Below are 23,689 nucleotides of genomic sequence, written 5' to 3'. Positions count from 1 at the left end.
GGCGTCACCGAACGAGCCAGCGCCCCACCACTCGTCCAATACGCCTGCCCCACCTGCGCCACCCGACACGGCGCCGGACCCTCCCCCGACGACATAATCGACTAGCCGCCGTTTCAAGCCCGGACCGCGCCCGGCGCCCGAGCGTCGTCGGCGGTCTGCGGACCGCCTGTGGGTGCGCGCGGTCGCCCGACAAGCTCACCCCGCTGGGTGGACGGCGCGGGCCGCCGTGTCCGGGGCCGCCCCGGGTGGTCGGGCGATCTCGGTGATCTTCCGAGTCCCCGGGTTCCCGCACACCGGCGCGCGACTACTACGACGGCACGTAGCAGAATGGGCCGCGCGACGGGCCACGCGGGCGGACGAATGCGGAGAACCGCATCGACGGCGAGGCACCGCCCAGGACCCCGGAGTCGGAGTGACACCCATGCGCAAGAACGCCATCGCCGCCGCGACCGCCGCCGTGCTGGTGGTGGGCGGTGCCGTCTACTACGCCGCCGGGGGTCCCCCGTTCGGCGGCGACGGTGAGGGGGGCGGGATCGCCGTGGACCGGGTCTGCGCCCAGCTCGGCCCCGCCGAACCGGCCGCGAGGACGCTCGACGGGATACTCCCGGCCACCGGTACGTACCGCTTCAGCGCCGGGACCGCGGAGCGGCGGGTGAAGAAGTCCGACGGCTACGCCACGGCCTGCCGGATCCTGGACGGTGACCGGAACATGCTGTTCGTGGCCCATACGGAGATGCTGGCCACCGAGCCGGTGGCGGGCTGGTTCTCCACCGTCCGGGCCCGGGACTATCCGGACCGGCAGCTGCGGGGCTTCGGCCCCGGGAACTCCGGCCGCTCCTCCGGCCGGGCGGCGGCGATCCTGGTGCCGTGCGCGCCCGGCGCGCAGTCCCCGGAGGGGCCGCGCAGTCTGGGGGTGACGGTCCGGCTGCCGTCGGGCGTCCGTGAGCGGGATGTCGAGCGGGCCCGTACGGCGGTACAGGAACTGGCGCTCGCGGCGGCCCGGCAGAGCCACCGGGACGCGGGCTGCGATCTGCCGTCCGGACTGCCCGCCGCCTGACCCCGGCGTCCGTGAACCGGGCGGGCCGGGAACCGGGCGGAACACGGGCGCGCCCGCGCCGCCGGACGCGCCGGGTCAGCTCCCGTCGGCGAAGACGGGCACCCGGTGTCCCCCGCCCCCCGAGCACTCCCACTCCGGGGCGGTGCCGGTCAGTACGGGGTGGTAGCCGAGCCGGTGCGCCGGGCACCGCGGCCAGACCGTCCGGTGCCGGGACATCAGATAGTCCTGTACGCCCTCGGCCGTCTCGCAGGCGATGTCGGGGCTCCGGACGCCGAGAACGGTGATGTTGCCGATCTGCGTGGTCCCGGTGGGCTGGAACTCGTCCGGCGGCTCGGAGAGGAGGATGTCCCCGAGGTCAAACCCGGTCTCCCGCCGTACCGGCCCGGCGAGCCGGGCCAGGAAGCGGCCCGCCTCGGCGGTCCGGCGCTCCTGGACCAGAGGGGCGAGCAGCTCGGCGGGGAGTGCGCCGTTGTCGGCGTAGGTCCGGCGCAGGAAGCCGAGGAAGTCATCGGGCGTACGGTCCTCGCCGGGTTCGAGCCAGAGCCGCTCGCAGACCTCGTGCGCCCAGTCGAGGAAGGCGCGTTCGGCCGGGGGCTCGAAGGCGGGCAGGGGTGTCGCGGGGTCGGTCATGGGGCTCGGTTCTCCCGGGTGCGGAGCCGGGGGCCGGCCTTCCGCGCGGTGCGGACGGCCGACCCCCGGGTCGTAGACGACGGTTGACGGTGGTGGTGCGGTCAGCGGTGGTAGCGACCGCCGCCGGAGAAGGACTGACCGGCGCTCCAGGCGAACTGCCGTCCGCCCAGGGTGGCCGTACCGGACCAGGCGAGCGGTGTCCGCCGTGGCGAGCCACGGCGGACACATGTATGTAAATGAAAAGTAAGGATAAGCCGAACAAGCGTCCGGAACATGTCAATCCGGTCGTACGGAAGCTCGAAGTGATCAAGGTAACGAGGGCTCAGCGGCGGTCCGTACGCGGGCTTTTGGCCCCCGGGGCACCGGGTTCGCGGTAGGAATGCGGACGAGGGACCGACGGCGCGAGGGCGCCGGGCGCGGGTCCGGCCGAGGGGAGCGACAGCATGGGGACCGGTGTACGGGATCCGGAGGAGAACGCGTTTCTGCGGCGGCGGCTCGCCCGCAGGTTCGCGACGTACGACACCGACGGCGACGGCTTCGTGGAGCGCGCCGACTTCGAGGCGGCCGTCGCCCGGCTCGGCACGGCGTTCGGCCGCGAGCCGGGGTGCGCGGCGCTGGGCCGGGTCCGGGAGCTGAGCCTCGGGCTCTGGGCGCATCTGGTCGCCAACGCCGATCTGGACGGGGACGGCCGGATCACCGAGGAGGAGTACGCGACGGCCTTCACCGCCGGGGCGCTGGTGACACCCGCCTCGTTCGACGGGGCGTACCGGCCCTTCCTCGACGCCCTGATGGACGTGGTCGACGGGGACGGCGACGGCAGGCTGACCCGGGACGAGCAGGTGCGGTGGACGGGCGCGCTGATGGGGCTGCCCGCGACGGACGCGCGGGAGGTCTTCGGACGGCTCGACACCGACGGGGACGGGCTGATCGGCCGGGACGATCTGCTGGAGTCGATCCGGGCCTACTACTTCGACGACGATCCGCACGGGCCGGGCGGCTGGCTGCTGGGTCCGCTGGACGACTGAGGGGCCGGGCCGGGCGGCGCTCCGGCGGACGGGGGCGGGCGGGTCCGGTGGCGTACCACCGGACCCGCCCGCCCCTCGGTCAGGGGTTCAGCGGTAGTAGACCGCCGTCCGCCGCCCGTCGATCTCGTGGATCCGTACGGGGGTGTCGAAGACCTCGGTCAGCACCTCGGCCCGCATCATCCCGTCGACCGTGTCGGACGCGGCGATCTTCCCGTCGCGCAGGGCGATGACATGGTCGGAGTAGGTGGCGGCGAAGTTGATGTCGTGCACGATCAGGACGACGGTCTTGCCGAGTTCGTCGGCGGCCCGCCGCAGTTGGCTCATCATCCGGACGGAGTGCTTCATGTCGAGGTTGTTGAGCGGCTCGTCCAGCAGCACGTACCGGGTGTCCTGGGCGAGCACCATCGCGACATAGGCCCGCTGGCGCTGGCCGCCGGAGAGCTGGTCGAGATAGCGGTGCTGGAGGTCGCCGAGGTGGAGGAAGTCGAGCGCCTCGTCGACCTTGGCGATGTCGTCCTTGGCGAGCCGGCCCCGGCAGTGCGGGAAGCGGCCGAAGGAGACCAGTTCGCGGACGGAGACCCGGGCGGTGAAGTGGTTCTCCTGGCGGAGGATGGAGAGCAGCTTGGCCACGTCGCGGGAGTTGGCCTTGTGGACGTCGAGCCCGTCGACGGTGACCGTGCCGGAGTTCGGTTCGGCGAGCCGCCCGATGATGGTCAGCAGGGTCGACTTCCCGGCGCCGTTGGGGCCGACGAGGGAGGTCACACCGCCCGCCGGGATCTGCCCGGAGACCGGTCCGAGCACGGTGTGGTCACCGTACGACTTGGTGATGTCGGTGAACTCGATCACAGGGTGCCCTTCCGGAGGAGATGGAGGAGGAAGACCGCCCCGCCGAGGAACTCGATGACGACGGTGAGCATGCCGGAGGCGTAGAAGACGTGTTCCATCACGAACTGGCCGCCCGCCAGGGTGATCATGCCGATCAGGAACGCCATCGGCAGGACGACGATATGCCGGTGGGTGCCCGCGAGCTGGTGGGCGAGGATCGCGGTGACGAAGCCGAAGAAGGTCATCGGGCCCGCGAGGGCCGTCGCCATCGCGATCAGCAGGGAGACCATCAGCAGCATCACCGTCAGCTCGCGCTTGTGGGAGATGCCGAGGTTGGTGGCGGTGTCCCGGCCGAGCAGCAGGGCGTCGAGCCGGTAGCAGCGGTAGAGGACGACCCCGCCGACGACCACACAGACCAGGGTGGCGAGCGGGAGGTACGAGACCTCGGCGCTGGTGAGCCGGCCGAAGAGCCGGGCCGACAGGACGTCGAACTCGGCGGGTGACAGCAGCCGCTGGAGGAAGTCCGACAGGCTGCGGAAGGCCAGTCCGAGGACCACACCGACCAGCAGCAGGACATGGAGGCTGCCGTTGCGGCCGGAGAACAGCCAGCTGAAGAGCAGCATGGTGAAGCCGACCATCAGCAGGGTCTGGGTGATCAGCTTCGGCATGCCGTCGGTGACGGCCAGCACGCTGCCGCCGAAGAAGGCCACCATCAGGGTCTGCATCAGGATGTAGACCGCGTCGAAGCCCATGATCGACGGGGTCAGGATCCGGTTGTGCGTGATGGTCTGGAAGACCACGGTCCCCACGGCGTGGCAGAACGCCACCACGGCCATGGTCCAGAAGACCGTGGTCCGCCGTTCGAAGGCGAAGTCGAAGGAGCCCTCGATGAAGAGGAAGAGATAGCAGAGCGCGGCGGCGGTCGCGAGCACGGCGGCGACGGCGAGCCGGGCGACCGGCGGGAGGACCCGGCGGGGCCGGGCCGGGGCGGCCGGGGTGAGGGTCGAGATCTCAGACATGGGCCTTCTCCCGCTGACGCAGAATGATCACGACGAAGAGGACCGCCCCGACGGCGCCCAGGACGACGGTCGACGGGATCTCCAGCGGGAAGACCACGGTCCGCCCGACGAGATCGCAGGCGATCATCAGCGCCACACTGGAGAGCACCACCCAGGGCAGATTGGCGCGGACGTCGTCACCGCGGATCATCGAGATCAGATTGGGCACGATCAGTCCGAGGAACGGGATGAAGCCGACCACGACGGTGGTCACCCCGGTGGCCAGGGCGACCATCACCAGTCCGGTGAAGAGGATCCGGCGGTACGGCAGCCCCAGGCTGGTGGCGGTGTCCCGGCCGAGACCGGCGATGGTGAACCGGTCCGCCAGGACGTACAGGCCGACGAGGATCGCGCCGACCACCCACAGCGGTTCGTAGTTGCCCCGGACGATGGAGCTGAAGCCGCCCGAACGCCAGGTGGCGAGCATCTGGAGCAGATTCTCCGAGGACGCGATGTAGAGCGTCACAGCACTCACCAGGGCACCCAGCATGATGCCCACGATCGGCACGATGACCTGCGACTTGAGCGCGATCCGGCCGAGTACGAAGAGGAAGACGACGGCGCCCGCGAAGGCGAAGGCGCTGGCGGCGCCCATCTTCACCAGGGGCGAGGCGCCGGGGGCGAGCAGGGTGAGCAGCAGGATGCCGAGGGCCGCCCACTCGCTGGTGCCGGTGGTGGTCGGCTCCACGAAGCGGTTCTGGACCAGCATCTGCATGATCACACCGGAGACCGCCATCGCGGCGGCCGCCAGAACGAGGGCGAGGGTGCGCGGGACCCGGGAGATCAGGAACATCTCCCGTTCATCGGGGTCGGTGAAGAGACCGCGCAGATCGATGTCGTAGCCGCCGACGAAGAGTGAGGCGGTGACCAGGGCGAGCACACCGAGCGTGGCCAGCAGCAGGGGTATTCGGCGCATCGGGCTTCCGGGACGGGTGGGTGCACGGCCGCCCCGGCCCCTTGACGGGGGCCGGGGCGAACGGCGTGGAAGGGATCAGCCGGCGGCGTTGAAGGCGGTCGCGACCTGGCCGAAGGCGTCGGTGTACGCCTGGATGCCCTCGGTCAGATAGAAGTCGTTGTCCAGGTAGACGACCTGACCCTTGGTACGGAAGGTGGTCTTGTCCCACGCCTCCATGCCCTCGATGATCTTCTTCGCGGCGACGGCCTCGGTGCCCTCCTTGGCGCCGACGGCGGCGTCACGGTCGAGGACGATCATCCAGTCGGGGTTGAGCTTGGCGATCGTCTCGGGGGCGAGCCCGGAGTCGTTGTGCACGGAGGTGCTGTCCTCGCCCTCGGCGCTCAGCACGTTCTTCAGGTTCAGCGGCTGGGTGAGCCGGCCGATCCGGCTGGCGCCGTTGTCGACCTTGCCGGCGCTGGCCACGGCGAGGAAGACCTTCTCGCCCTTGGTGGACTTCACCGCGTCCTGCTCGGCCTTGGTGAGGGCGTCGACGATCTCCTTGGCCTTGGCCTCCTGGCCGAAGACCTTGCCGAGCGTCGTGGTCTGGGTCTTGAGGGCGGCGACGTAGCCGTCCTTGGCCTCGTCCGTCGGGGCGACGTCGATCGTCTTGCCGATCTTCGTCAGCTTGTCGTGGTGGTCGGTGAACCGGTAGCCACCGATGATCAGGTCCGGCTCGCTGGCGTTCAGCGCCTCGAACTTGGGCTCGCGGTGGGTACCGACGTCCTTGATCGAGGAATCGTTCTTCCAGTCCTCGAAGCCCTCGTTCGGCAGCAGGCCCTTCGGCACGGCGACCGGCTTCACACCGAACGCCTTCAGCGTGAGGAAGGAGGTGTTGTCGAGCGCGGCGACCCGGGCCGGCTTCAGGGGCACCTTGAGTTCGCCCTTGGCGGTCGTGATGCTGACCTCGCCCTGGCTCTTGCCCTTGGCCGAATCCGACTTCTCGTCGGACTTGCCGCAGGCGCTCAGCACCAGACCCGCGCACAGGACCGTACTGGTCACCACGACGCTCTTGCGAAAACGGACGGAACGCACGACGGAGGACTCCTCGGACGGAAAGGCAGCGGGTGTCGCGGGGGCGACGGGGCTGCGGTGACGCACTGCTTTGCTTAGCCTAACCTAAGTTTTTCCCGTGCTTGACCGATAAACATGTCTCAAATCGGCATACGTCCGAGCCGGGGAGCGCCGCGCAGGAGGCTAGCCCGCGCATACGTTTTCAGCCACGACGCCCGTCACACTCCTGGGCCACGCGCCGGGCGGCCTCCGGCCATGGGGGCCCAGCGCCTCGGCCCTCCCGGTGAGGCCCACAACCCCGGGCCGCGCCCGACAGCCTGATGTTGTTCGCGGCCTGCGGACCGTCGTGGCTGTTCGCGCAGTTCCCCGCGCCCCTGGTTGCTCCTCCTGACCGCCCCCGGAAGAGGCGGGCCCCTCTTCCCGGGCGGGGGTGTCCCTTTTCAGGGGCGGTGCTGGGGAGAGCGTTAAGGGGCGCGGGGAACTGCGCGAACGGCCACGGGCGGGGTGCGGACCGCGAACAACATCAGGCGGCTGGGCGCGGCCCGGGTAGTAGACGGCAACCCGGAGGGCCAAGGCGCTGGGGTCCCCCGACCTGCGCCCCATGGTCCGCGGCCGCCCGGCACGGTAGCGTCGAGGGGCACGGGCCCGCGGTGGTGAACACACCGTGGGCACGGGCCTGTTGAGGTCACTGCACTGGAATCAGGGGGCGTACATGCGTCGTCGGCAACTCCGTCGGCTCGGGGCGGTCGCGGTGGCCGGGCTCGTGGCGGCCGGGGCCTCGGGGTGCGGGCTGAACGGGGACTCCTTCGACGACAACAGCGCCATCTCGGGGCGGATCACCTCCGTCCTGCTGGAGAACGGCGGTGGTGACGTCACGGTCAAGGGGATGTCGGGCACCCGGAGCCTCACTCTGGAGCGCCGGGTGGAGTACCGGGACGACCGTCCGAAGAAGCCCACGCACCGGATCGAGAACGGCGTTCTGGTGCTCGGCGGCTGCGGCAAGGACTGTTCGGTCGAGTACGACGTCGAGGTCCCCGAGGGCATCCCGGTCCGGGGTGAGCTGAACAAGGGCTCGGTGAAGCTGTCCCGGGTGGGCGCGGTGAAGGTGACGACGAAGTCGGGCCGGATCGAGCTGAACGGGGTGAAGGGCGCGGTCGAGGTGAAGACCTCGAAGGGCCGGATCACCGGCCGGAACATCGCGGGCAACCGGGTCACCGCGACCGCGGGCGACGGGACGGTCCATATGACGGTCCGCACTCCGGCGAGTGTGACGGTGACGACCGACGGCGGGCGGATCAATATGCGGGTCGCGAAGGCGCGCTACCAGGTGGCCGTCGCTTCCGACGGCGGCGACAAGAACGTCGACATCGCCCATGACCCGGCCGCGCGCCACAAGATCAAGCTGACGTCGAAGGACGGGGACATCATGCTCCGGGACTCCTGACGGCCCGGTCCTGACGACCCGCTCCTGACCACCGGGCTCCGGCCGCTCCTCGCGCCGGTCACTCCCCTGGCCGACACCGGCGAGCCGCCGCGCCGGGCGGTCCGGCCCCGCCCCCGTACGGCTTCCGGGCGGTCGGGTGACCGGCCGGTCACAGCTTCCGGCGAGCGCGTCCGGGGGTGCCGGGTGCCATCCTGGCCGAGGCATGGCGGGGGATTCCGGTGAGAGGAGTTCTGTCATGTGGCACCGTAAGGCGGCATTCACCATCGCGGCGGCCCTCGGTCTGGCCCTGGGTGTCCCTGGTCTGGCCGGTACGGCACAGGCCGTGACCACCTGCACCACGGGTGTGCCCTGCTACGTCCTGCACTACGACGAGGACGACCGGGAGTACACGCATCCCAACCCGGACACGTACTTCTGCTATCCGATGCCGGACGGCGCGGTGAAGGGCTACAACCACACCACGAAGAGACTCTGGCTCTACAAGAGCTCGTCGGTGTGCGAGGGCTACCCCGACGCCTATCTCGACCCGGGCTACTCGTGGTACGACCCGAACACCAAGTACTACTCGTTCGACTTCGTCGGCTACGTCCCCTGACGTACCGGCGAACGGACCGCGCGACGCCCCGCCTCCCCTCCCGGATGCGGGGCGTTGCCACGCGGCGGAGAATGAGGAGTGACAGGGGGTTCGACGTCAGGAGCACCGGACATGGGCCGGGAGCGTGACGATCACCGGATGCGCGAGGGCGAGGGGCGGGCGCGCCACGACATCCGTCTCCCCGGATTCGTCCACGAGGACGAGATCGGGCTCGGCGACCTGGTGAGCCGGGCGACGAGCGCCGTCGGGGTCCGCCCGTGCGGTGGTTGTGCCCGCCGGGCCCGGCGGATGAACCAATGGGTCACCTTCTCCGGGCGCCGCCGCTGAGGCACGCGGCCGGCCGACGGGACACCGGGAGCCAGTCATGAGCGATGAAGCCGTTCTGCCGGGGGACGTACCGGAGGCGGTCGCCCCGCCCCCGGACCCGGAGGGATACCAGCGACATCCCGAGGGGTACGAGCGGCCCGACGAGGACTCCTATGTCTTCGCCCTCGGCCGGATCGCCTGCCGATTCCCGGACCCCGGTGTCCACAAGGAGTTCGCCCAGGTCGTCGGCGGTTCGGAGACCGGTGGAATGACGGACGATCAGGTACTCCGCGAGGTCATCGGCCGCGCCGAGAACCGTTATCTGGCCCGCCAGATGCAATTCGTCCTGATCATCCAGGGCGTGGAGACCTATACCGTCGTCCCCCGCTTCCCCGAGGACTACCGCAAACTGATCGACGCCCTGCGGCCCCAGCCGTCACCGCTCGATCTCGATGTGGTGATCGGGGTACGGGTCCCCGCGCCCACGGGGTCCTGCTGCGGTCCGGCGCTCCCCGTCGTGGAGTTCTACCAGCTCTACTCGTTCGACCGCCCGACCCTGGTCCGGGCGATCGAGAAGCCGGAGGGCATGTCGGGCAAGCGTTTCCGGGCCACGGCCGACGCGGTACTGACCAAGATCCTCCAGATCACCGAGAACGCGGGCGCCACCGGCCCGGACCGCGCGGCGAACTTCATCGCCTGCCGGTACGAGGCCGTCTATCACAAGACCTTCGAGGCATTCGCCGCCGACTACGCGCTGACCTCGGTCGAGGTGGGCCCGGCGGCCGTCGGCGGCGACCAGGGCGTGATGAACTTCGTCGTCTCGTACACCGGTCGCAAGACCGGTATCACCGAGCGGTACGCGGTCCAGGTCGCCACCCGCCATATGAATCCCTATCTGCTGACCCGCCTCGGGCCGAGCCTCTGAACAGCCGAACCCCTGGGAAGGGGTGACCATCATGAACCTCCCGGGTTTCACCGGTGCGGCCGTCCTCGACGGCGGATACGGCGTTTTCCCCGCCCAGGTCTCCTACGGGACGTGCCGGGACGAGTGCCGGCAGATCTGCTCGTCGCAGTGCGCGGGGAAGTACGACCCCGCGAGCTGTCGACAGCGGTGCCAGCCGGCCTGTATCGACGACTGTCTCCGCCCGCCGTGCCAGCCGACCTGTCATGACGAGCGGCGCTGCAACGAGGACGGGGCGACCGTGGCCGTGACCGTCTGCAAGGAGTGCGACGGTACGACGAGCTACGCACCGCCCCGCGTGGTCAAGCCGACCTGCCCGTGACCCGGTGACGGCGGCGCCCCGGGGGCCGGTCCGGCCGGACGCGCCGGGTGCGCGTACGGCCGGGCGTCCGGGTGTCGTGGTGGGGGTGATCGACGGCACGGTCGACCTCGCCCATCCCGGTCTGGCACTCCAGCCGGTCCGGTTCGTCGGCACCACCGACCCCTCCCCCGCGCCCGGGGTGTGGCACGGCACGCTGGTCGTGGCCGCGCTCGCGGCCCGGCCCACCGCCGCCGTCCCGGGTCTCTGTCCGGGCTGTACGTTTCTCGTCCGCCCGGTCGCCGGTGTGGACACGCCGCCCGCGTCACCCGCCGAACTGGCCGCCGCGCTCGACGAGATCACGGCCGCCGGGGCCCGGGTGGTGAACATCAGCCTGGCGCTCGGGCCGCTCACCGGGGGCCGTACCGACGCGTCCGGGCCCGGGATCCGGCGGCTGCTGGCAGCCGTCGACGAGGCCGCCCGGCGCGGGGCCGTGGTGGTCGCGGCGGCGGGCAACGACGGCAGGCTCGGCGGCTCGCCCCTGGTCCGTCACCCCTGGGTGATCCCGGTGGTCGCGCTCGGCGCCCGGGGCCGCCCGCTGCCGACGTCGACCCTGGGCCGGGCGATCGGCCGCAGCGGTCTGTCCGCGCCCGTACTCCCCGGCGGGCTCACCGGGTCGAGCGCCGCCGCGCCCGCGGTCACCGGCGCGGTGGCCCTGCTGTGGTCACTCTTCCCTGCCGCGTCGGCCGGGGCGGTGCGGTACGCGATCACCCGCGTCCGGCCCCCGGGCGCCCGGACGTCCGTGGTCCCGCCGCCGCTCGACCCGGGGTACGCGTACGGCGTACTGCGCGCCGCCCTCGCATAGCCCCGACGCCGAGGCCCACAATTCACGGCTCACGGCTCACGGCTCACAGTTCACAGGGGGATCGTGTCGAGGTAGGAGATCCGGCGGCTGGTCCGCCCCGGCTCCGGGCTGTCGGCCAGGACGTCGTACTCCCGGATCACGACCCGCATCGGCCGCACTCCGAGAGCCGCGGGCAGCTTCAGGGTCTGCCGCCACATCCCGACCGGTCCGCCGATGGCGTCGCGGACCATCGCTACGGGCGGGGCCGTGTCGAGGGTCAGCCAGCCGACGTCGTCGGTGAGCGTCGTACTGCGGAACTGGATGACGGCCGTGAACTCCGAGGTCAGCCCGTCCTGTCCGGGTGGCGGCGCGGGCGCGACCACCGTGACCTTGACCGGTGAGTTCTCGGCGGTGCCGGTGACATCGACCTTGGCGCGCCGGTAGGCCGGTACCTGGATCCATCCGGCGTCGACCACGGTGGAGGCCCGCAGGTCGTCGGGGGCGGTGAGCGAGTCGGGCTGGAGCCGGACCACCATCAGATGGACGAAGGGCTGGTAGAGGTCGTTCCCGAGGAACCGGACGTCGGCGTACCAGAGCCGCCGCCCCTGGTCGTAGTCGACCGGGAAGCCGAGCGCGTGCCCCCGGGCGAGCCCGACGTCGACGGCGCGCGGGTCCAGGTTCGACGGCCGGGGATACGCCATGGTCGCCGCGGCCCCCGGATCGCGGATCGGGTCGCGGCCCCAGGTCGTGGCCCACTTCTGGGTCTCCGGGTCGACATAGCCGGTCGTGGACTCGTCCACGACGCGTACGCCGAGGAGTTCGCCTTCGCCGGAGAGGTACCAGGGCCGCCGGAGGTGGACCCGTACGGTCCCCTCGTTGCGGATGCTGGTGGTCGAGTTGCCGGAGGTGGTCCGCTGCCAGCCGAACGCGGGTACGAGGGAGTGCACGTCGGGCGCGGGGGGCCGGACGGTCGACGGTACGTGCAGGGAGACCTGCGGACCGGCCCGGACGACCGGGGGCGCGACGTACGAGACCTCGACCGGCGTCCCGTCCGGGATTTTCCCGTCCGGCTTCCGGGCGATCGTGCCGCGCGGGTCGTTCACGACCACATCGGTGTCGACGCTGTACCCGGTCCCGGGCGCAGCCGGTGTCCCGTCGTCGAGCAGCGGGGTGACGGCCTGCCGGACGGCGACGGTGCCCGGGACGAACCCCCGGGCGGAGACGTCGGCGGCGGCGGTGCCGTGCAGCGTGACAGTACGCCGCTCGGCGAAGTACGGCACGAACCGCGAGGTGCCCGCGGGGGTGTACCGGATCAGCCGGTGCCGGGTGTCCCCGGGGTCGTGGCGGCTGCGGAACGGCGCCTTGGTGAGGGTGGGGCCTTCGGGGGAGCCGAGGGCGTCGGTCTCGGGCCGGAGCACGATCCGCCCCGGGGAGGTGACGAGTCCGGTACCGGTGAGGTCGTTGTACTCGGTCCAGGTGGCTTCGGTGTACATGCTGAGGGTCGACGGGCCGTGGACGGCCGTGGCGGGCTCGTCGAGTACGTAGACCGTCTCTCCGGGCACCCGCCCGATCCGGGGGCCGGTGAAGGTCGGCGGGGTGACGGGGCAGCGGACCGCGTGGACGAAGGTCAGCCCGGTCGTGGGGGTGAGCTGGCCGAGCCGTCCGTCGAGCGCGGCCCGGAGGTCGCTGTCGGCCTCCGCGTCGGACACGGGGCCGATGGAGTCGTCCGGCTCGCTGCTCCCGGGGGCGCCGAAGGACTCCGGTCCGCCGGTGGCGGCGAGCAGTTCGTGGACCTCGGATTCCGCGCCCTCGCCGGGGCCGGGGTACGGCGCCTCGGCGGATCCGCCCGTACGGTACGTCTCCCCCGCCGCGCCGGGCCCCGCCGGGCCGTCGTTCGGGTCCGAGGCCGCCCGGACCCGGTCCGTGTACCAGCGCCACTGGCCGAGGAGGGCCTCGTCGCCGGGGTCGAGCAGGGAGCCGAGGACGCCCGGGAAGGACGCGGCGGGGTGGAGCCGGACCCGGATCGCCCGGGCGGCGGCGTCGTAGACCGCCGTCGACTGCGTGCTGTTCATCGGCCCGGCCTCGACGACCAGCCGGATCGGCAGCCGCTGGTACCAGCCGGTGCCCCCGGCGGGCCAGCGGGTGAGCAGTTCGGGGGTGCCGGGTACGCCGCGCAGGGCCGTGCCCCGGCTGATCGGGTCGGGCAGCCACGGCAGGGCGACGGTGTCGGTGTCGAGGTACGGGCTGCCGCCCGCGCCCGGGTCCGGGGTGCCGGTGATCTTTCCGCCGTCGTACCGGGTGAGCAGGGAGTGGACGGCCTGATCGGTCCGGTGTTCGCCGGTGAGATCGAGGACGCCGTGGCGTTCGGCCAGTTCCACGGAGGTCTTCGGCGCCAGCAGATGCCGTTCGCAGGTGGCTCCGGCGACCGGGGCGGCGGGATCGGAGTTGTCGGTACGGACCACGAGGTCGGCGGGTGACTCGCCCGCGGTGACGGGCCGCCGCAGCACCATGACGGGTGCGGGTACGGGGTCGTAGCGGGAGAACGTCAGCGGGACGGTGGCGGGTTCGCCCGCCACCGGGGCCCGGGTGAAGGGGGTGCTGCGGCCCGCGAGGTCGACCAGGCGGGCCCGGAAGCGGTAGGTGCGGCCGAAGCGGAGGGACGGCAGGGTGCCGTCGGGGCAGTCGGTGGCGACGGTGAACGGCAGGGCGGGGTTCGTCGCGGGTCCGGGGTCGGTGATCTCACCGTGCAGACCGACGGACCGGCCCCGGGGTTCGGCGGTCAGGCTCCAGTTGTCCCAGCGCAGGACGGCCTGGGTGAGCTTGACCAGCTCCGTGCCGTGCGCGTCCTCGCCCCGGCTGAGGGCGTCGGTGACGGCGCCCTCGTCGTCGACGGGCACATTGCCGTAGCCGGTGACGGTGTACTGGCCCCGGCGGCGGCAGAGGGGGTACCAGCGGTTGGAGCCCGCGTCGTGGACGTCGACCCGGATGCCCTGCTGGACGGTGGCCGCGTTCAGGGTCTTGGCGTCGCCCTCGCCGTTGTGCTTGAGGTCTTCGTCGATATCGGCGAGGACCGCGAGGATGTTCTGGAACGTGACCTGCCGGTCGGCCTCGGCGACGAAGATGCCGCCGGAGCGCAGGGCGGGGGGCCTGATCTCCGGCGGCGGTTCGTCGCGGGGCAGGGACTCCAGGGCGCGGGCGTAGTTCTGGAGGGCGAGTCCGCCCGCGTCGAGGTCGACGTCGACCGGGGTGTAGACGGTGGTGTCGTTCAGCGGCAGGTGGAGGGCGCCGGAGCCGCCGTCGGGGCGGGCCAGGGTGATCCGGCCGCCCCGGGCCGTGCACAGGGTCCTGGGCCGGTAGTTCTGGAAGAAGACGGTCTGGTCCGGGTTGGCCTGGATGGTGACGGGGTCGCGTTCGTCGAAGTCCGGCGGGATCTGGATGGTGAGCCGGCGGACGAGTCCGAGCGGGGCCATCAGTACCGGGTGGTCGGCGAGGGCGGCGAGCAGGGCGTGGAATTCGTTCGGGTTCGGTGTGCCGGGGCCGGTCGCGGCCCGTTGGCGGGCCGTGGGGGTGATGGGCCGGTGGAAGTCGGCGAGCCGGGACCAGCCTTCGGCGTCGCGCGGGTCGTCGTCGGGGACGGCGCCGGTCCGGAGCAGTTCACGGCGGAGCTCCGAGTTGCCGGGGTCCGCCGGGCCGGGCGCGCCGACGCGCCGTACGAGCCGGTCGATCGTCTCCCACGCCTCGCCGTCGGTGCCTCCGTGTCGTTCCTCGCCGGACCGCGTGCCTCGGACGGCGTCTGCCAGGAAGTGGGCGTAGACGTCGGAGAGTGCCCCGGACAGCCGGCGGGCGGGGTACGACTCGATGGGTGCGGTGACGACCTGGTCGGCGAAGACGAAGGGCTGGACGATCAGCGATCCGGGGAAGAGGGCCCGCCAGAGCGCGGTCTGCGGCGGGGTGTCGACGAAGGTCGCGGTGGGGGTGGTGGAGGCGCCGTTCTTCTTCTTGACGATCACTCTGAAGGGTTCGTAGTCGAGGTGGGGGAAGTCGGCGATATCGGTGTAGCGGGAGAGGGGGAGGACGGCGGTGCCCGGTGGGCTGCCCTCGTCGTTCGAGAGCCGGATGCTGAGGATCAGGGTCAGCTGGACCGTCCCCGGGGGGCTTTGGGGTGCCGCCGGGTCGGGGAGCAGGGTCCAGATCACGGTCTCCTTGATCATGTCGCGTTCTCCATGGTGTCGAAGGCCGCGCATCGTCTGCTCCACCCGTTCTGGGTGGGGAAGGCGTCGGCGTAGGAGGGGTCGCCGCCGCCGCCGAACCGGCGCTCCATGGGGAGGCTGACGGACTGGGAGAAGAAGGCGACCCGGACCCGGACGGTCACGACGGCGCTGCCGATGATGTCCTTGCGCTGCGGGCCGTGGGGATTCGCGGGGTCCTTGGGGACGTCGACCGTCCGCAGGGAGAGATAGAACTCCACGGAGACGCTGATGATGCCGAGGACGTCGAGGGAGCCGATGGCCCGCAGAAAGCCCTCCAGCAGGCTCTTGCCGTGGTCCAGCTTCAGATACACCCCGGCGGTGATGGAGACGGAGCCGCTGGCGACGCCCAGGTCGAGGGCGGCGGCGGCGCCGAACTGCAACTGCGCCTCCAGGCCGGTGACCTCGCCGGATTCCACGGTGAGGGAGAGGAATCCGCCGCCGCCGAGGAGGGAGACGGTGACGAGGAAGGGGTGGTCGCGGCTGGAGACGTCGAAGGTGGTGCGGACGGGTTTGCCGTCGAAGGGGAGGCGTACGCCGACGCCGAGGGTCAGGTTCTGGAGCAGGAACACTCCGGCGCCCACGGTCGGTACGGCGAGGCCGTAGCCGATCTCGATCCCCGTGGTGTCCGCCTTGACCCGGAGTCCGTTGGGCGGTGACGGCAGATATTCGCGGAGCTTGTCGAGGAACTGGAGGTCTCCGGCGAAGCCGACGCCGCCGATCTTGATGTCGAGGTCGGGGGTGGTGCCCGCCTTGGCGGTGAAGGCCATCCGCCGGAACCGGATGGTCAGGATCTCCGCGAAGTCCAGTTCGAAGTCCCTCAGTTCGCCGCGGACTTCGGCGGTGACCGGGGAGCCGTCGAACCGGGCGAGGCTGGTGGAGGTGATGGAGAGGCTGTCCGCCCGGGTGGTCTTCAGTACGCCGAAGGTGCCGACCTCGATCTTCGGCCGCCAGTTCAGTTCGGTTCTGACCCCGGTGGGCGGCTTGAGGTCGCCCTGTTCGTGCAGCACGGTGGTGACGATCTTGGGGGTGCTGGTGCCGTCGCCCGCGGTGATGGGCCCGCGGGCGACCAGCTTGGTCAGATCGATCACGCCGAGCAGCCGGGTGGTGGGCAGTCCGCCGGGGACGGCGGGGGGTGTGAAGAACTTCTGCGGGTCGAATGTGCCGGCGGCGACCGTGGCCAGATCCCCGCCGACGAGTCCGGTGGCGGCGGAGAGTCCGCCGACCGGCAGTCCGAGGGCCGCTACGGCTCCGGAGGCGGCGGGCGGTGGGGTGAAGTCGGCGGCCTTCGGCAGGGACGCGTAGACCTGCTTGGCGGCGGCGAGGCCGTCGGTGACGTACTTCTCGTACAGCTTGATCTTCTGGACGGCACCGGTGACGACGGGCGGCACCGCGGGCGGTACGGCGGCGCTCACCGTCGCGGGCGTGGGGCGCGCGAGGGCGTCCAGGGCCGGGATCCGGGCCCCGACGGTGATCAGCCGGGGGTGGGCGCCCATCCGTCCGGCGGCCTTGAGCAGGCCGGGGTCGGCGGCGGACGGTTCGGCGCCGATCCACAGCCCGTCGACGTCGACGGTGGTCCGCTCCTCGGTCGTGGAGTCGTCGCGGGCGAGTTCGAGGCGGCCGGTGGCGGGGAGCCGGATGCCTTCGGCGAGGGTCTCGTACTGCCGCAGGACGGTGTCGGGAATGTCGTAGGCGGTGTCGGTGCCGTGGACGTAGACGAGGGGCGCGGTGAAGTCGACCCGGTGGCCGAGCCGGTCCTCGGCGCTGAGGTCGAAGAGGAGCCGCTGCCCCGATCCGCCGGGGGCGTTGATCCAGTAGCCGATCCCGGCGAGGGACGGGCCCTGGTAGATCTCGGTGTCGCGCGGCCGGTCGATCCGGACCCGGACGAACGGGAAGGCGCGTCCGGCGTTGGGGAGGGCGGCGACGCCCTCGTAGGTGATCTCGGGGCTCAGTACGGTCAGACTGATGGTCCGGATCAGTCCGTAGTCGAGGCGGCGCTCGGTGCGGGTGGAGATCTGGACGGGGAAGCCGAACGGGAACAGGAAGCCGCGCTGGTCGACCCGGACGACGATGTCCCGGCCGCCGGCCGACCGGTGGCGGTACTGCGTGATGCCGTATCCCGCCAGGTCCGTCCAGTTCCCGTTGAGGTCGGCAGTGGCGCCGAGGGCGGTGAGGACGAGCCCGGTGGCGGTGACCGGCCGGGCGGCGGAGACATGGTGGATCTGCTGGCGTGCTGTCGTGTCGAGGGAACTGGTGAAGGGCTGCGAGGTCCGGGGCGCGGTGACGCTCCGCAGACCGACCGGACCGCCCTCGTAGGGGTCGGGGGCGGAGGCGGGGGCGATCCTGGTGTGCCAGATGCCGGTGGCGCCGGAGCCGCCGGTGACGGGGGCGGTGACGTGCCGCCAGCAGAAGTCGGCGGAGGCGGGGCCGAAGAAGAGGCCCCAGACGCATTCGAGTACGGTGCCCGACTGCACGGCCCGCAGCGCGGCCCACGAGAGCAGCCCGTCCGCGGTGAAGGGGATGGTGGTGCCCGGCGGGACGCTCAGGGCGACGGTGCTCTCGCCCGCGTAGCGCACGCGTTTGGTGGCGGTCGACGCCTCCGCCGGGGGCGTGGCCTGCTCCAGTACGGACTGGGGCGGGAAGTGGGCGGTGATCGTTCCCGGGCTGCCGGGCGTGGTGGGGGCGAGTACCACGGCGCCCGCCGGTCCCGAGCGGGAGATGTTGGCGAAGGTGAAGTCCAGGACGAGCATGTCCTCGCGGCGGAGGAAGGTGACGGTGGTCCCGTCCATGGGCGTCCCCGAGGCCGCGGCGCACATCGGCACCAGCTCCCGTGATCTGTGGAACCCCTGCCGGGCGATACACCCCTTTTGCCAGTATTTCACTCTCACCGGGGGCCTGCCAGCGGAGAGTTGACCGACCGGTATGTGCTCCGTCAACCATCGACCCGCATCCCACCCGGACCGGTGGCCGAATATCACCGGTGATCATCTGCGTACGGTGTATCCAGTCCAGGTAGAGTGTGCGTTTCGCCGAGCGGCCGGCCACCCGGCCGCTCACCGGGCACGGAGGAGAGAACCAGCATGTCCGCCGCCGATGGCACGATTCACCAGCAGAGCACGGGCCCCGCCGGAACCGGTCGCCCCGGCGAGGTCGCGCCCGCCGACAGCCACCATGTCATCGAGGTCCGGGGCGCCCGGGAGAACAACCTCCGCGACGTCTCCGTCGACATCCCCAAGCGCCGGCTCACCGTCTTCACCGGAGTCTCCGGATCCGGTAAGTCGTCCCTGGTCTTCGGGACGATCGCGGCCGAGTCTCAGCGGCTGATCAACGAGACGTACACCAGCTTCATCCAGTCCTTCATGCCCGCCGTGGGCCGCCCCGATGTGGACGCGCTGCGCAATCTCAGCGCCGCGATCGTGGTGGACCAGGAGCGGATGGGCGCCAACTCGCGCTCCACCGTCGGTACCGCGACCGATGCCTACACCATGCTGCGGATCGTCTTCAGCCGCCTCGGCGAACCCCATGTCGGCCCCTCCCACTTCTTCGGCTTCAACAACGCCGAGGGCATGTGCCCCGAGTGCGAGGGCATAGGCCGGGTTTCGGACATCGACCCGGACCAGGTCGTGGACCGCTCGAAGTCCCTCAACGAGGGCGCCATCGTCGTCCCCGGCTTCCCGGTCGACTCCTGGTCGTGGCGGGTGATGGCCTCGTCCGGCTTCTACGACCCGGACAAGAAGGTCGGCGACTTCACCGAGACCGAGCTGTTCGACCTGCTCCACAAGCCGGTCACCAAGGTGAAGATCGACACCAGCACGATGACGTACGAGGGTCTCGTCACCCGGATCAAGCGGACGTATCTCGCCAAGGACCGGGAGGCGATGCAGAGCCATATCCGGGCCTTCGTGGACCGGGCCGTCGTCTTCCGCGACTGCCCCGAGTGCAACGGCGCCCGGCTCAACCGGGCCGCCCTGGACTGCCGGATCAACGGCCTCAACATCGCCGAGTGCGCCGGACTCCAGATCTCCGACCTGGCCGCCTGGGTCGGCAAGCTGGACGCCCCGTCCGTGGCGCCGCTGCTGGCGAGCCTCGGCGGGCTGCTGGACTCCCTGGTCGAGATCGGTCTCGGCTATCTCAGCCTGGACCGCACCTCCGGCTCCCTCTCCGGCGGCGAGGCGCAGCGGGTGAAAATGGTCCGCCATCTCGGTTCGCCGCTGACCGATGTCACCTATGTCTTCGACGAGCCGACGACCGGCCTCCATCCGCACGACATCCAGCGGATGAACGGGCTGCTGCTCCTCCTGCGCGACAAGGGCAACACGGTCCTGGTGGTCGAGCACAAGCCCGAGGTCATCGCGATCGCCGACCATGTGGTCGACCTCGGTCCGGGTGCGGGCACCAACGGCGGTGAGATCGGCTACGCGGGCGATGTCGCCGGACTCCGTGCCTCCGGCACCCTCACCGGGCGCCATCTGGGCCACCGGGCGGCCCTGCGCGACACGGTCCGCCCGCACACCGGAAAGCTGTCGGTCGAGAACGCCACCCTGCACAACCTGAAGAACGTCTCGGTGGACGTGCCCCTCGGGGTGCTGACCGTGGTCACCGGCGTCGCGGGCTCCGGAAAGAGCAGCCTGATCCACGGCTATCTCGCGGACCGCGAAGGCGTCGTGGTCGCCGACCAGTCCCCGATCCGGGGCTCCCGCCGCTCGAACCCGGCGACGTACACCGGTCTGCTGAACCCGATCCGGACCGCGTTCGCCAAGGCCAACGGCGTCAAGGCGGCCCTGTTCAGCGCCAACTCTGAGGGCGCCTGCCCCGGCTGCAACGGCGTCGGCCTGGTCTACACGGATCTGGCGATGATGGCCGGGGTCGCCTCGGTCTGCGAGCAGTGCGAAGGCAAGCGCTACACCCCCGAGGTCCTCGGCTACACCCTGCGCGGCAAGAACATCAGCGATGTGCTGTCGATGCCGATCGCGGAAGCGTACGACTTCTTCCCCACCGGCCAGGCCCACACCCTGCTCGGCCGTCTGAACGACGTCGGCCTCGGCTACATCCGGCTGGGGCAGCCGCTCAATACGCTCTCCGGCGGTGAGCGGCAGCGGCTGAAGCTGGCGATCAGCATGGCCGAGAAGTCGTCCACGTACATCCTGGACGAGCCGACGACCGGTCTGCACCTGGCGGATGTGGACAAGCTGCTGGCCCTGCTGGACCGGCTGGTCGAGACGGGGAACTCGGTCATCGTGATCGAGCACCACCTCGCGGTCATGGCCCACGCGGACTGGATCATCGACATCGGCCCCGGCGGCGGCCACGACGGCGGCCAGGTCGTCTTCACCGGCACCCCCCGCGACCTGATCGCCTCCGGCGACACGCTCACGGCCCGCCACCTCGCGGAGTACACCGGCGCCTGACGCACCGGCCGAGTCGCCGTTCCCCGGCTGGGTGGGGAGCGGCGACTCGGCCGTCACGGGGCCGCACGGGCCCCGGGGGCGCGAGGAACCGCGCGGCAAGCCACCGCCTACATGAGGCGGCACCCATATCGCCCTACGGCGACGGAAGCTCCGTGTCGCCGGACCCCGGCAGCGAGGTCGCGGCGGCGATGACGACGGCGCGCTGCTCGTCGCGGTGTTCCAGCAGATCGGCCCGGAGCCGGTCGAGGTCGTCCGGCTTGCCCTCGTCGAGGGTGGCGAGCACGGGACGCAGCTCGATCAGACTGCGCGCGGCGTTGGCGCCCGCGAGGAGCAGCAGCTCGGCCGGTTCCGCGCAGGGCAGCGGCCGGACTTCCCGGTATCCGGCGAGGAACGCGGTCAGCGACTCGGCGTGCGCCGGGCAGGGCCGGCCGTGGTCGGTGAGGTCCCGGATCGCATGGGCGACATCGGCCGCGTACCAGGACAGGGCGGCCTCGTCGAAGTCGAAGGCGACGGGGGTGTCCCCGTCCCAGGCCAGGTTGTCCAGTTCGAAGTCGCCGTGGACGACGCCGTACGCGGCCGGATCACGCGGCAGCTCCGTAAGCCGCGCGGCCACCTTCGCCACGGCGGCGCCCAGTTCGGCGTCGTCCGGGTAGAGGTCGGCGACCGCCGCGATTCCGTCGAGGGGCCGGTCGAGGCCGTCCGTCAGATCGGCCGCCGCCTCATGGGTCCGGGCGAGCAGGCCGCCCCAGGCCCGCGCCCGCGCGACGGTCAGCTCCTCCAGTTCGACCTCGTCACCGGGCGCCTCCCCGATGCACATGGCGCGCATGGCGCCGAGCGGGGTCTCCACCCGCTCCACCAGCCGCCCGTCCACGGACGGGAGTACGGGGACGATCGCGAGCCCCCGCTCGCGCAGGGTCCGCATCAGCCGGGCGACGGTCTCGAAGCGTTCGTACGCGGAATACCGCTCGGGGACGAAGCGGAGATAGGTCTCCGCGTCCGGCTCGGGGTGGTCGGGGACGGCGAAGACATGGGTGGCGCTGGACCGCCACCAGCGGGCGGCGCCGGGTTCGAAACCCCAGCGGGCGGCGACGGTGTCGGCGACGGGCGATCGCCACTCGTCGTCGACATGACGGGCAAGTTCACTTATTTCTGTCAGTGGCATCATCGGAAGCCACCATCACCGGCGCCTCGCGAGCCCCGCAACCGTTTTTCCACCCCTGGACGAGCGCGCCCCGTCCGGGCGGGTGATGCCGGACGGGGCGCGCGGTCGAGGGGTGCGCCGAGGCTCGACGACCCGGTACTCACGGCGAGTTCCCGGCGGTGTGCGGCGACGGAACCCGTACACGGCCACGCGTACGGGTTCCCGGCCGCGCCGTACGCGGCCTACGCGTACGGGTTCCCGGCCGCGCCGTACGCGTCAGGCCGGGTGAGCCCGCCGGGTCACCCGGCCGGGTCGTAGATCCGCCGCTCCGGCGGCACCCCGGTGTCCTCGTAGAGCCGTTCCAGGGCGTCGCGCCCGTAGATCTCGTACTCCGGGACGACACCGCCGATCACCCCGAGCATCTTCTCCGTCCACACCCGGCTCCGGCTCGCCGCCTCCATCGTGGCGCGGAAGAACGGCGGCGGTTCGGTCAGCCGGGCGAGGGCGGTGGTGAACTCGTAGACGCCCGCGCTCTCCTCGTCGCGGACCTTGTTGTATTCGGCGAGCGCGTCGTCCATCAGCCGCTCCCCGGCCAGGCCCTGATGGAGCCGGTCGGCCAGGAGCTGGCCGTGGATGAAGGCGTCCGAGATGCCCCAGCCGGTGTAGGGGTCCTTGTGGTATCCGGCGTCGCCGATGAGGGCCCAGCCGGGGCCGTGGGCGCGCCGGTAGTAGTTGTCCGGGTAGCGCATGGCCCTGAACGACCCTTCGCGCCTGCCCTGATCGCGAAGCTGTTCGCCCAGCTCCGGGTCGACGTCGTCGAAGACGGTCAGGAAGCCCGCCTCGACGTCCTGCCGGAACTCCTTGAACCGGCGCCGGGTGGAGATGACGGAGAGCATGTTCAGTCCGTCGTTGGTGGGCCAGGTGCCGAACCAGTTCTCGTTGAAGCCGGTCTTGTGGTGCAGGCCCCAGTCGAGGCCCCGGTAGTACGCGTAGTAGACGAACCCGGACGCGGGCCTGACGTTGTACTGCTCGGCCCCGGTCTTCTTGGCGACGGTGGAGTTGAAGCCGTCGGCGCCGACCACGACGGTGGCCCGGAACTCCCGCTCGGGGCCGTCGCCCCGGCGTCCCCGGATGCCGGTGACCCGGTCGCCGGAGAAGATCAGATCGCTCATGGTGAAGCCTTCGAGGACCTCGGCACCGGCCCGTCGTGCGGCGTTGACGAGGATCTCGTCGAGCACGTACCGGCGCGGGCAGTACACGGCGTCGATGCCGTCGACCGGCTCGGCGAAGCCTTCGAGGCGGATGCCCCGGTAGGCGAAGTGCATCTTGCGCTGCGGCGGGGTCCCGGCGTCGATGATCTCGTCGAGCAGCCCCCACTCCTTGAGTTTGCGGAGCCCCGCCTGGTGGAGGTAGTGGGTGGAGACGGCGTCGCTCGGGAATGTGGCCCGGTCGACCACGAGTACCCGGTGTCCCCGCCTGGCCAGCAGCATCGCCACCGGCGAGCCGGCGCAGCGCGCGCCGACAACAATTACGTCGTACACGATATTCCCCCTGGATCGGAATGGGTTCCCTTAAGGCAAACCACGCCTGATCACCGCGGCCTGAATCCCCGTAGGGCACGCGGTATTACCAATGAGGCTAGGAGCATTGGCCGCAAAAGGTCAAGAGTTGACCGAGAGCGCACAATTCGGTGACAGATCAGAGATATCTGAATGCCTTGCTCCGCAATCGGATTTACGGAAGACATGGCATGAAACCCGCCCACTTTGCCCGCATTTCCCATGACATGTCACCCCGGTAAGGCTCGGGCCACTGCCACAGCTGAGACACAATCGCCATGACGGGGAACACAGGAAAATCATCGCCCGACGGATGGAGGGGCCA

General features: G+C 71.1%; 18 protein-coding genes. 9 read left to right on the top strand and 9 right to left on the bottom strand.

Features of this window, described 5'->3' with window-relative positions; all coding sequences use genetic code 11:
- Positions 1-421 precede the first annotated feature (421 nt).
- On the top strand, positions 422-1,057 hold the full coding sequence (locus AB0G74_RS10165) for a hypothetical protein (protein ID WP_361142849.1): 636 nt from the start codon (positions 422-424) through the stop codon (positions 1,055-1,057).
- A 75-nt stretch (positions 1,058-1,132) separates the two neighbouring features.
- On the opposite strand, the gene AB0G74_RS10160 is transcribed toward AB0G74_RS10165, so the two are convergent.
- A complete protein-coding gene (locus AB0G74_RS10160) occupies positions 1,133-1,687 on the bottom strand; it encodes a hypothetical protein (protein WP_361142846.1) in 555 nt (184 codons plus the stop codon).
- A gap of 443 nt (positions 1,688-2,130) precedes the next feature.
- Between AB0G74_RS10160 and AB0G74_RS10155 the strand changes: the two genes are divergently transcribed.
- On the top strand, positions 2,131-2,712 hold the full coding sequence (locus AB0G74_RS10155) for an EF-hand domain-containing protein (protein ID WP_361142843.1): 582 nt from the start codon (positions 2,131-2,133) through the stop codon (positions 2,710-2,712).
- Between the two features lie 87 nt (positions 2,713-2,799).
- Here the strand turns inward: AB0G74_RS10155 and AB0G74_RS10150 are convergent, their stop codons facing one another.
- From AB0G74_RS10150 to AB0G74_RS10135, 4 genes are all read right to left on the bottom strand, one after another.
- Complete coding sequence (locus tag AB0G74_RS10150; protein WP_361142840.1) at positions 2,800-3,558, bottom strand: ATP-binding cassette domain-containing protein; 759 nt, start codon at positions 3,556-3,558, stop codon at positions 2,800-2,802.
- Entirely contained in the window at positions 3,555-4,556 is a 1,002-nt protein-coding gene (locus AB0G74_RS10145; RefSeq protein ID WP_361142837.1) for an iron chelate uptake ABC transporter family permease subunit, read from the bottom strand. Before AB0G74_RS10145 ends, AB0G74_RS10150 begins: the two co-directional genes overlap by 4 nt.
- Entirely contained in the window at positions 4,549-5,511 is a 963-nt protein-coding gene (locus AB0G74_RS10140; RefSeq protein WP_361142834.1) for an iron chelate uptake ABC transporter family permease subunit, read from the bottom strand. Before AB0G74_RS10140 ends, AB0G74_RS10145 begins: the two co-directional genes overlap by 8 nt.
- Positions 5,512-5,586: 75 nt before the next feature.
- Entirely contained in the window at positions 5,587-6,582 is a 996-nt protein-coding gene (locus AB0G74_RS10135) for an ABC transporter substrate-binding protein (protein WP_361142831.1), read from the bottom strand.
- A 691-nt stretch (positions 6,583-7,273) separates the two neighbouring features.
- Here AB0G74_RS10135 and AB0G74_RS10130 point away from each other — a divergent pair.
- From AB0G74_RS10130 to AB0G74_RS10105, 6 genes are all read left to right on the top strand, one after another.
- Positions 7,274-8,005 carry a DUF4097 family beta strand repeat-containing protein gene (locus AB0G74_RS10130; RefSeq protein ID WP_361142828.1) on the top strand — a complete coding sequence of 244 codons (732 nt, stop codon included), beginning with the start codon at positions 7,274-7,276 and terminating at the stop codon, positions 8,003-8,005.
- A gap of 235 nt (positions 8,006-8,240) precedes the next feature.
- Positions 8,241-8,600 (top strand): hypothetical protein, encoded by a 360-nt coding sequence (locus AB0G74_RS10125; protein ID WP_361142825.1) that lies wholly within the window; start codon positions 8,241-8,243, stop codon positions 8,598-8,600.
- 111 nt (positions 8,601-8,711) lie between these two features.
- Positions 8,712-8,927: a hypothetical protein gene (locus tag AB0G74_RS10120; RefSeq protein WP_361142823.1), complete on the top strand. Its 216-nt coding sequence runs from the start codon at positions 8,712-8,714 to the stop codon at positions 8,925-8,927.
- Positions 8,928-8,964: 37 nt separating this feature from the next.
- The gene (locus AB0G74_RS10115) at positions 8,965-9,831 is read left to right on the top strand and encodes a hypothetical protein (RefSeq protein WP_361142820.1); all 867 of its coding nucleotides are present in this window, start codon (positions 8,965-8,967) and stop codon (positions 9,829-9,831) included.
- 31 nt (positions 9,832-9,862) lie between these two features.
- A complete protein-coding gene (locus tag AB0G74_RS10110; RefSeq protein ID WP_361142817.1) occupies positions 9,863-10,189 on the top strand; it encodes a hypothetical protein in 327 nt (108 codons plus the stop codon).
- Positions 10,190-10,274: 85 nt separating this feature from the next.
- On the top strand, positions 10,275-11,030 hold the full coding sequence (locus AB0G74_RS10105; RefSeq protein WP_361142814.1) for a S8 family serine peptidase: 756 nt from the start codon (positions 10,275-10,277) through the stop codon (positions 11,028-11,030).
- Between the two features lie 50 nt (positions 11,031-11,080).
- On the opposite strand, the gene AB0G74_RS10100 is transcribed toward AB0G74_RS10105, so the two are convergent.
- Positions 11,081-15,220 carry a hypothetical protein gene (locus AB0G74_RS10100; RefSeq protein ID WP_361142811.1) on the bottom strand — a complete coding sequence of 1,380 codons (4,140 nt, stop codon included), beginning with the start codon at positions 15,218-15,220 and terminating at the stop codon, positions 11,081-11,083.
- Positions 15,217-18,045 carry a hypothetical protein gene (locus AB0G74_RS10095; protein ID WP_361142808.1) on the bottom strand — a complete coding sequence of 943 codons (2,829 nt, stop codon included), beginning with the start codon at positions 18,043-18,045 and terminating at the stop codon, positions 15,217-15,219. The genes AB0G74_RS10100 and AB0G74_RS10095 overlap by 4 nt, the downstream gene beginning before the upstream one ends.
- A 291-nt stretch (positions 18,046-18,336) precedes the next feature.
- Here AB0G74_RS10095 and AB0G74_RS10090 point away from each other — a divergent pair, with 291 nt between their 5' ends.
- A complete protein-coding gene (locus AB0G74_RS10090; RefSeq protein ID WP_361142805.1) occupies positions 18,337-20,664 on the top strand; it encodes an excinuclease ABC subunit UvrA in 2,328 nt (775 codons plus the stop codon).
- 133 nt (positions 20,665-20,797) lie between these two features.
- On the opposite strand, the gene AB0G74_RS10085 is transcribed toward AB0G74_RS10090, so the two are convergent.
- Both AB0G74_RS10085 and AB0G74_RS10080 read right to left on the bottom strand, forming a co-directional pair.
- On the bottom strand, positions 20,798-21,829 hold the full coding sequence (locus AB0G74_RS10085) for a phosphotransferase (protein ID WP_361142802.1): 1,032 nt from the start codon (positions 21,827-21,829) through the stop codon (positions 20,798-20,800).
- Between the two features lie 275 nt (positions 21,830-22,104).
- Positions 22,105-23,346 carry an NAD(P)/FAD-dependent oxidoreductase gene (locus AB0G74_RS10080; RefSeq protein ID WP_361142800.1) on the bottom strand — a complete coding sequence of 414 codons (1,242 nt, stop codon included), beginning with the start codon at positions 23,344-23,346 and terminating at the stop codon, positions 22,105-22,107.
- Between the last annotated feature and the right edge of the window lie 343 nt (positions 23,347-23,689).

Source organism: Streptomyces sp. NPDC020875, from assembly GCF_040641415.1.
In the GTDB taxonomy this organism is placed as follows: Bacteria; Actinomycetota; Actinomycetes; order Streptomycetales; family Streptomycetaceae; genus Streptomyces.
This window is presented reverse-complemented; position numbering and strand designations above follow the sequence as displayed.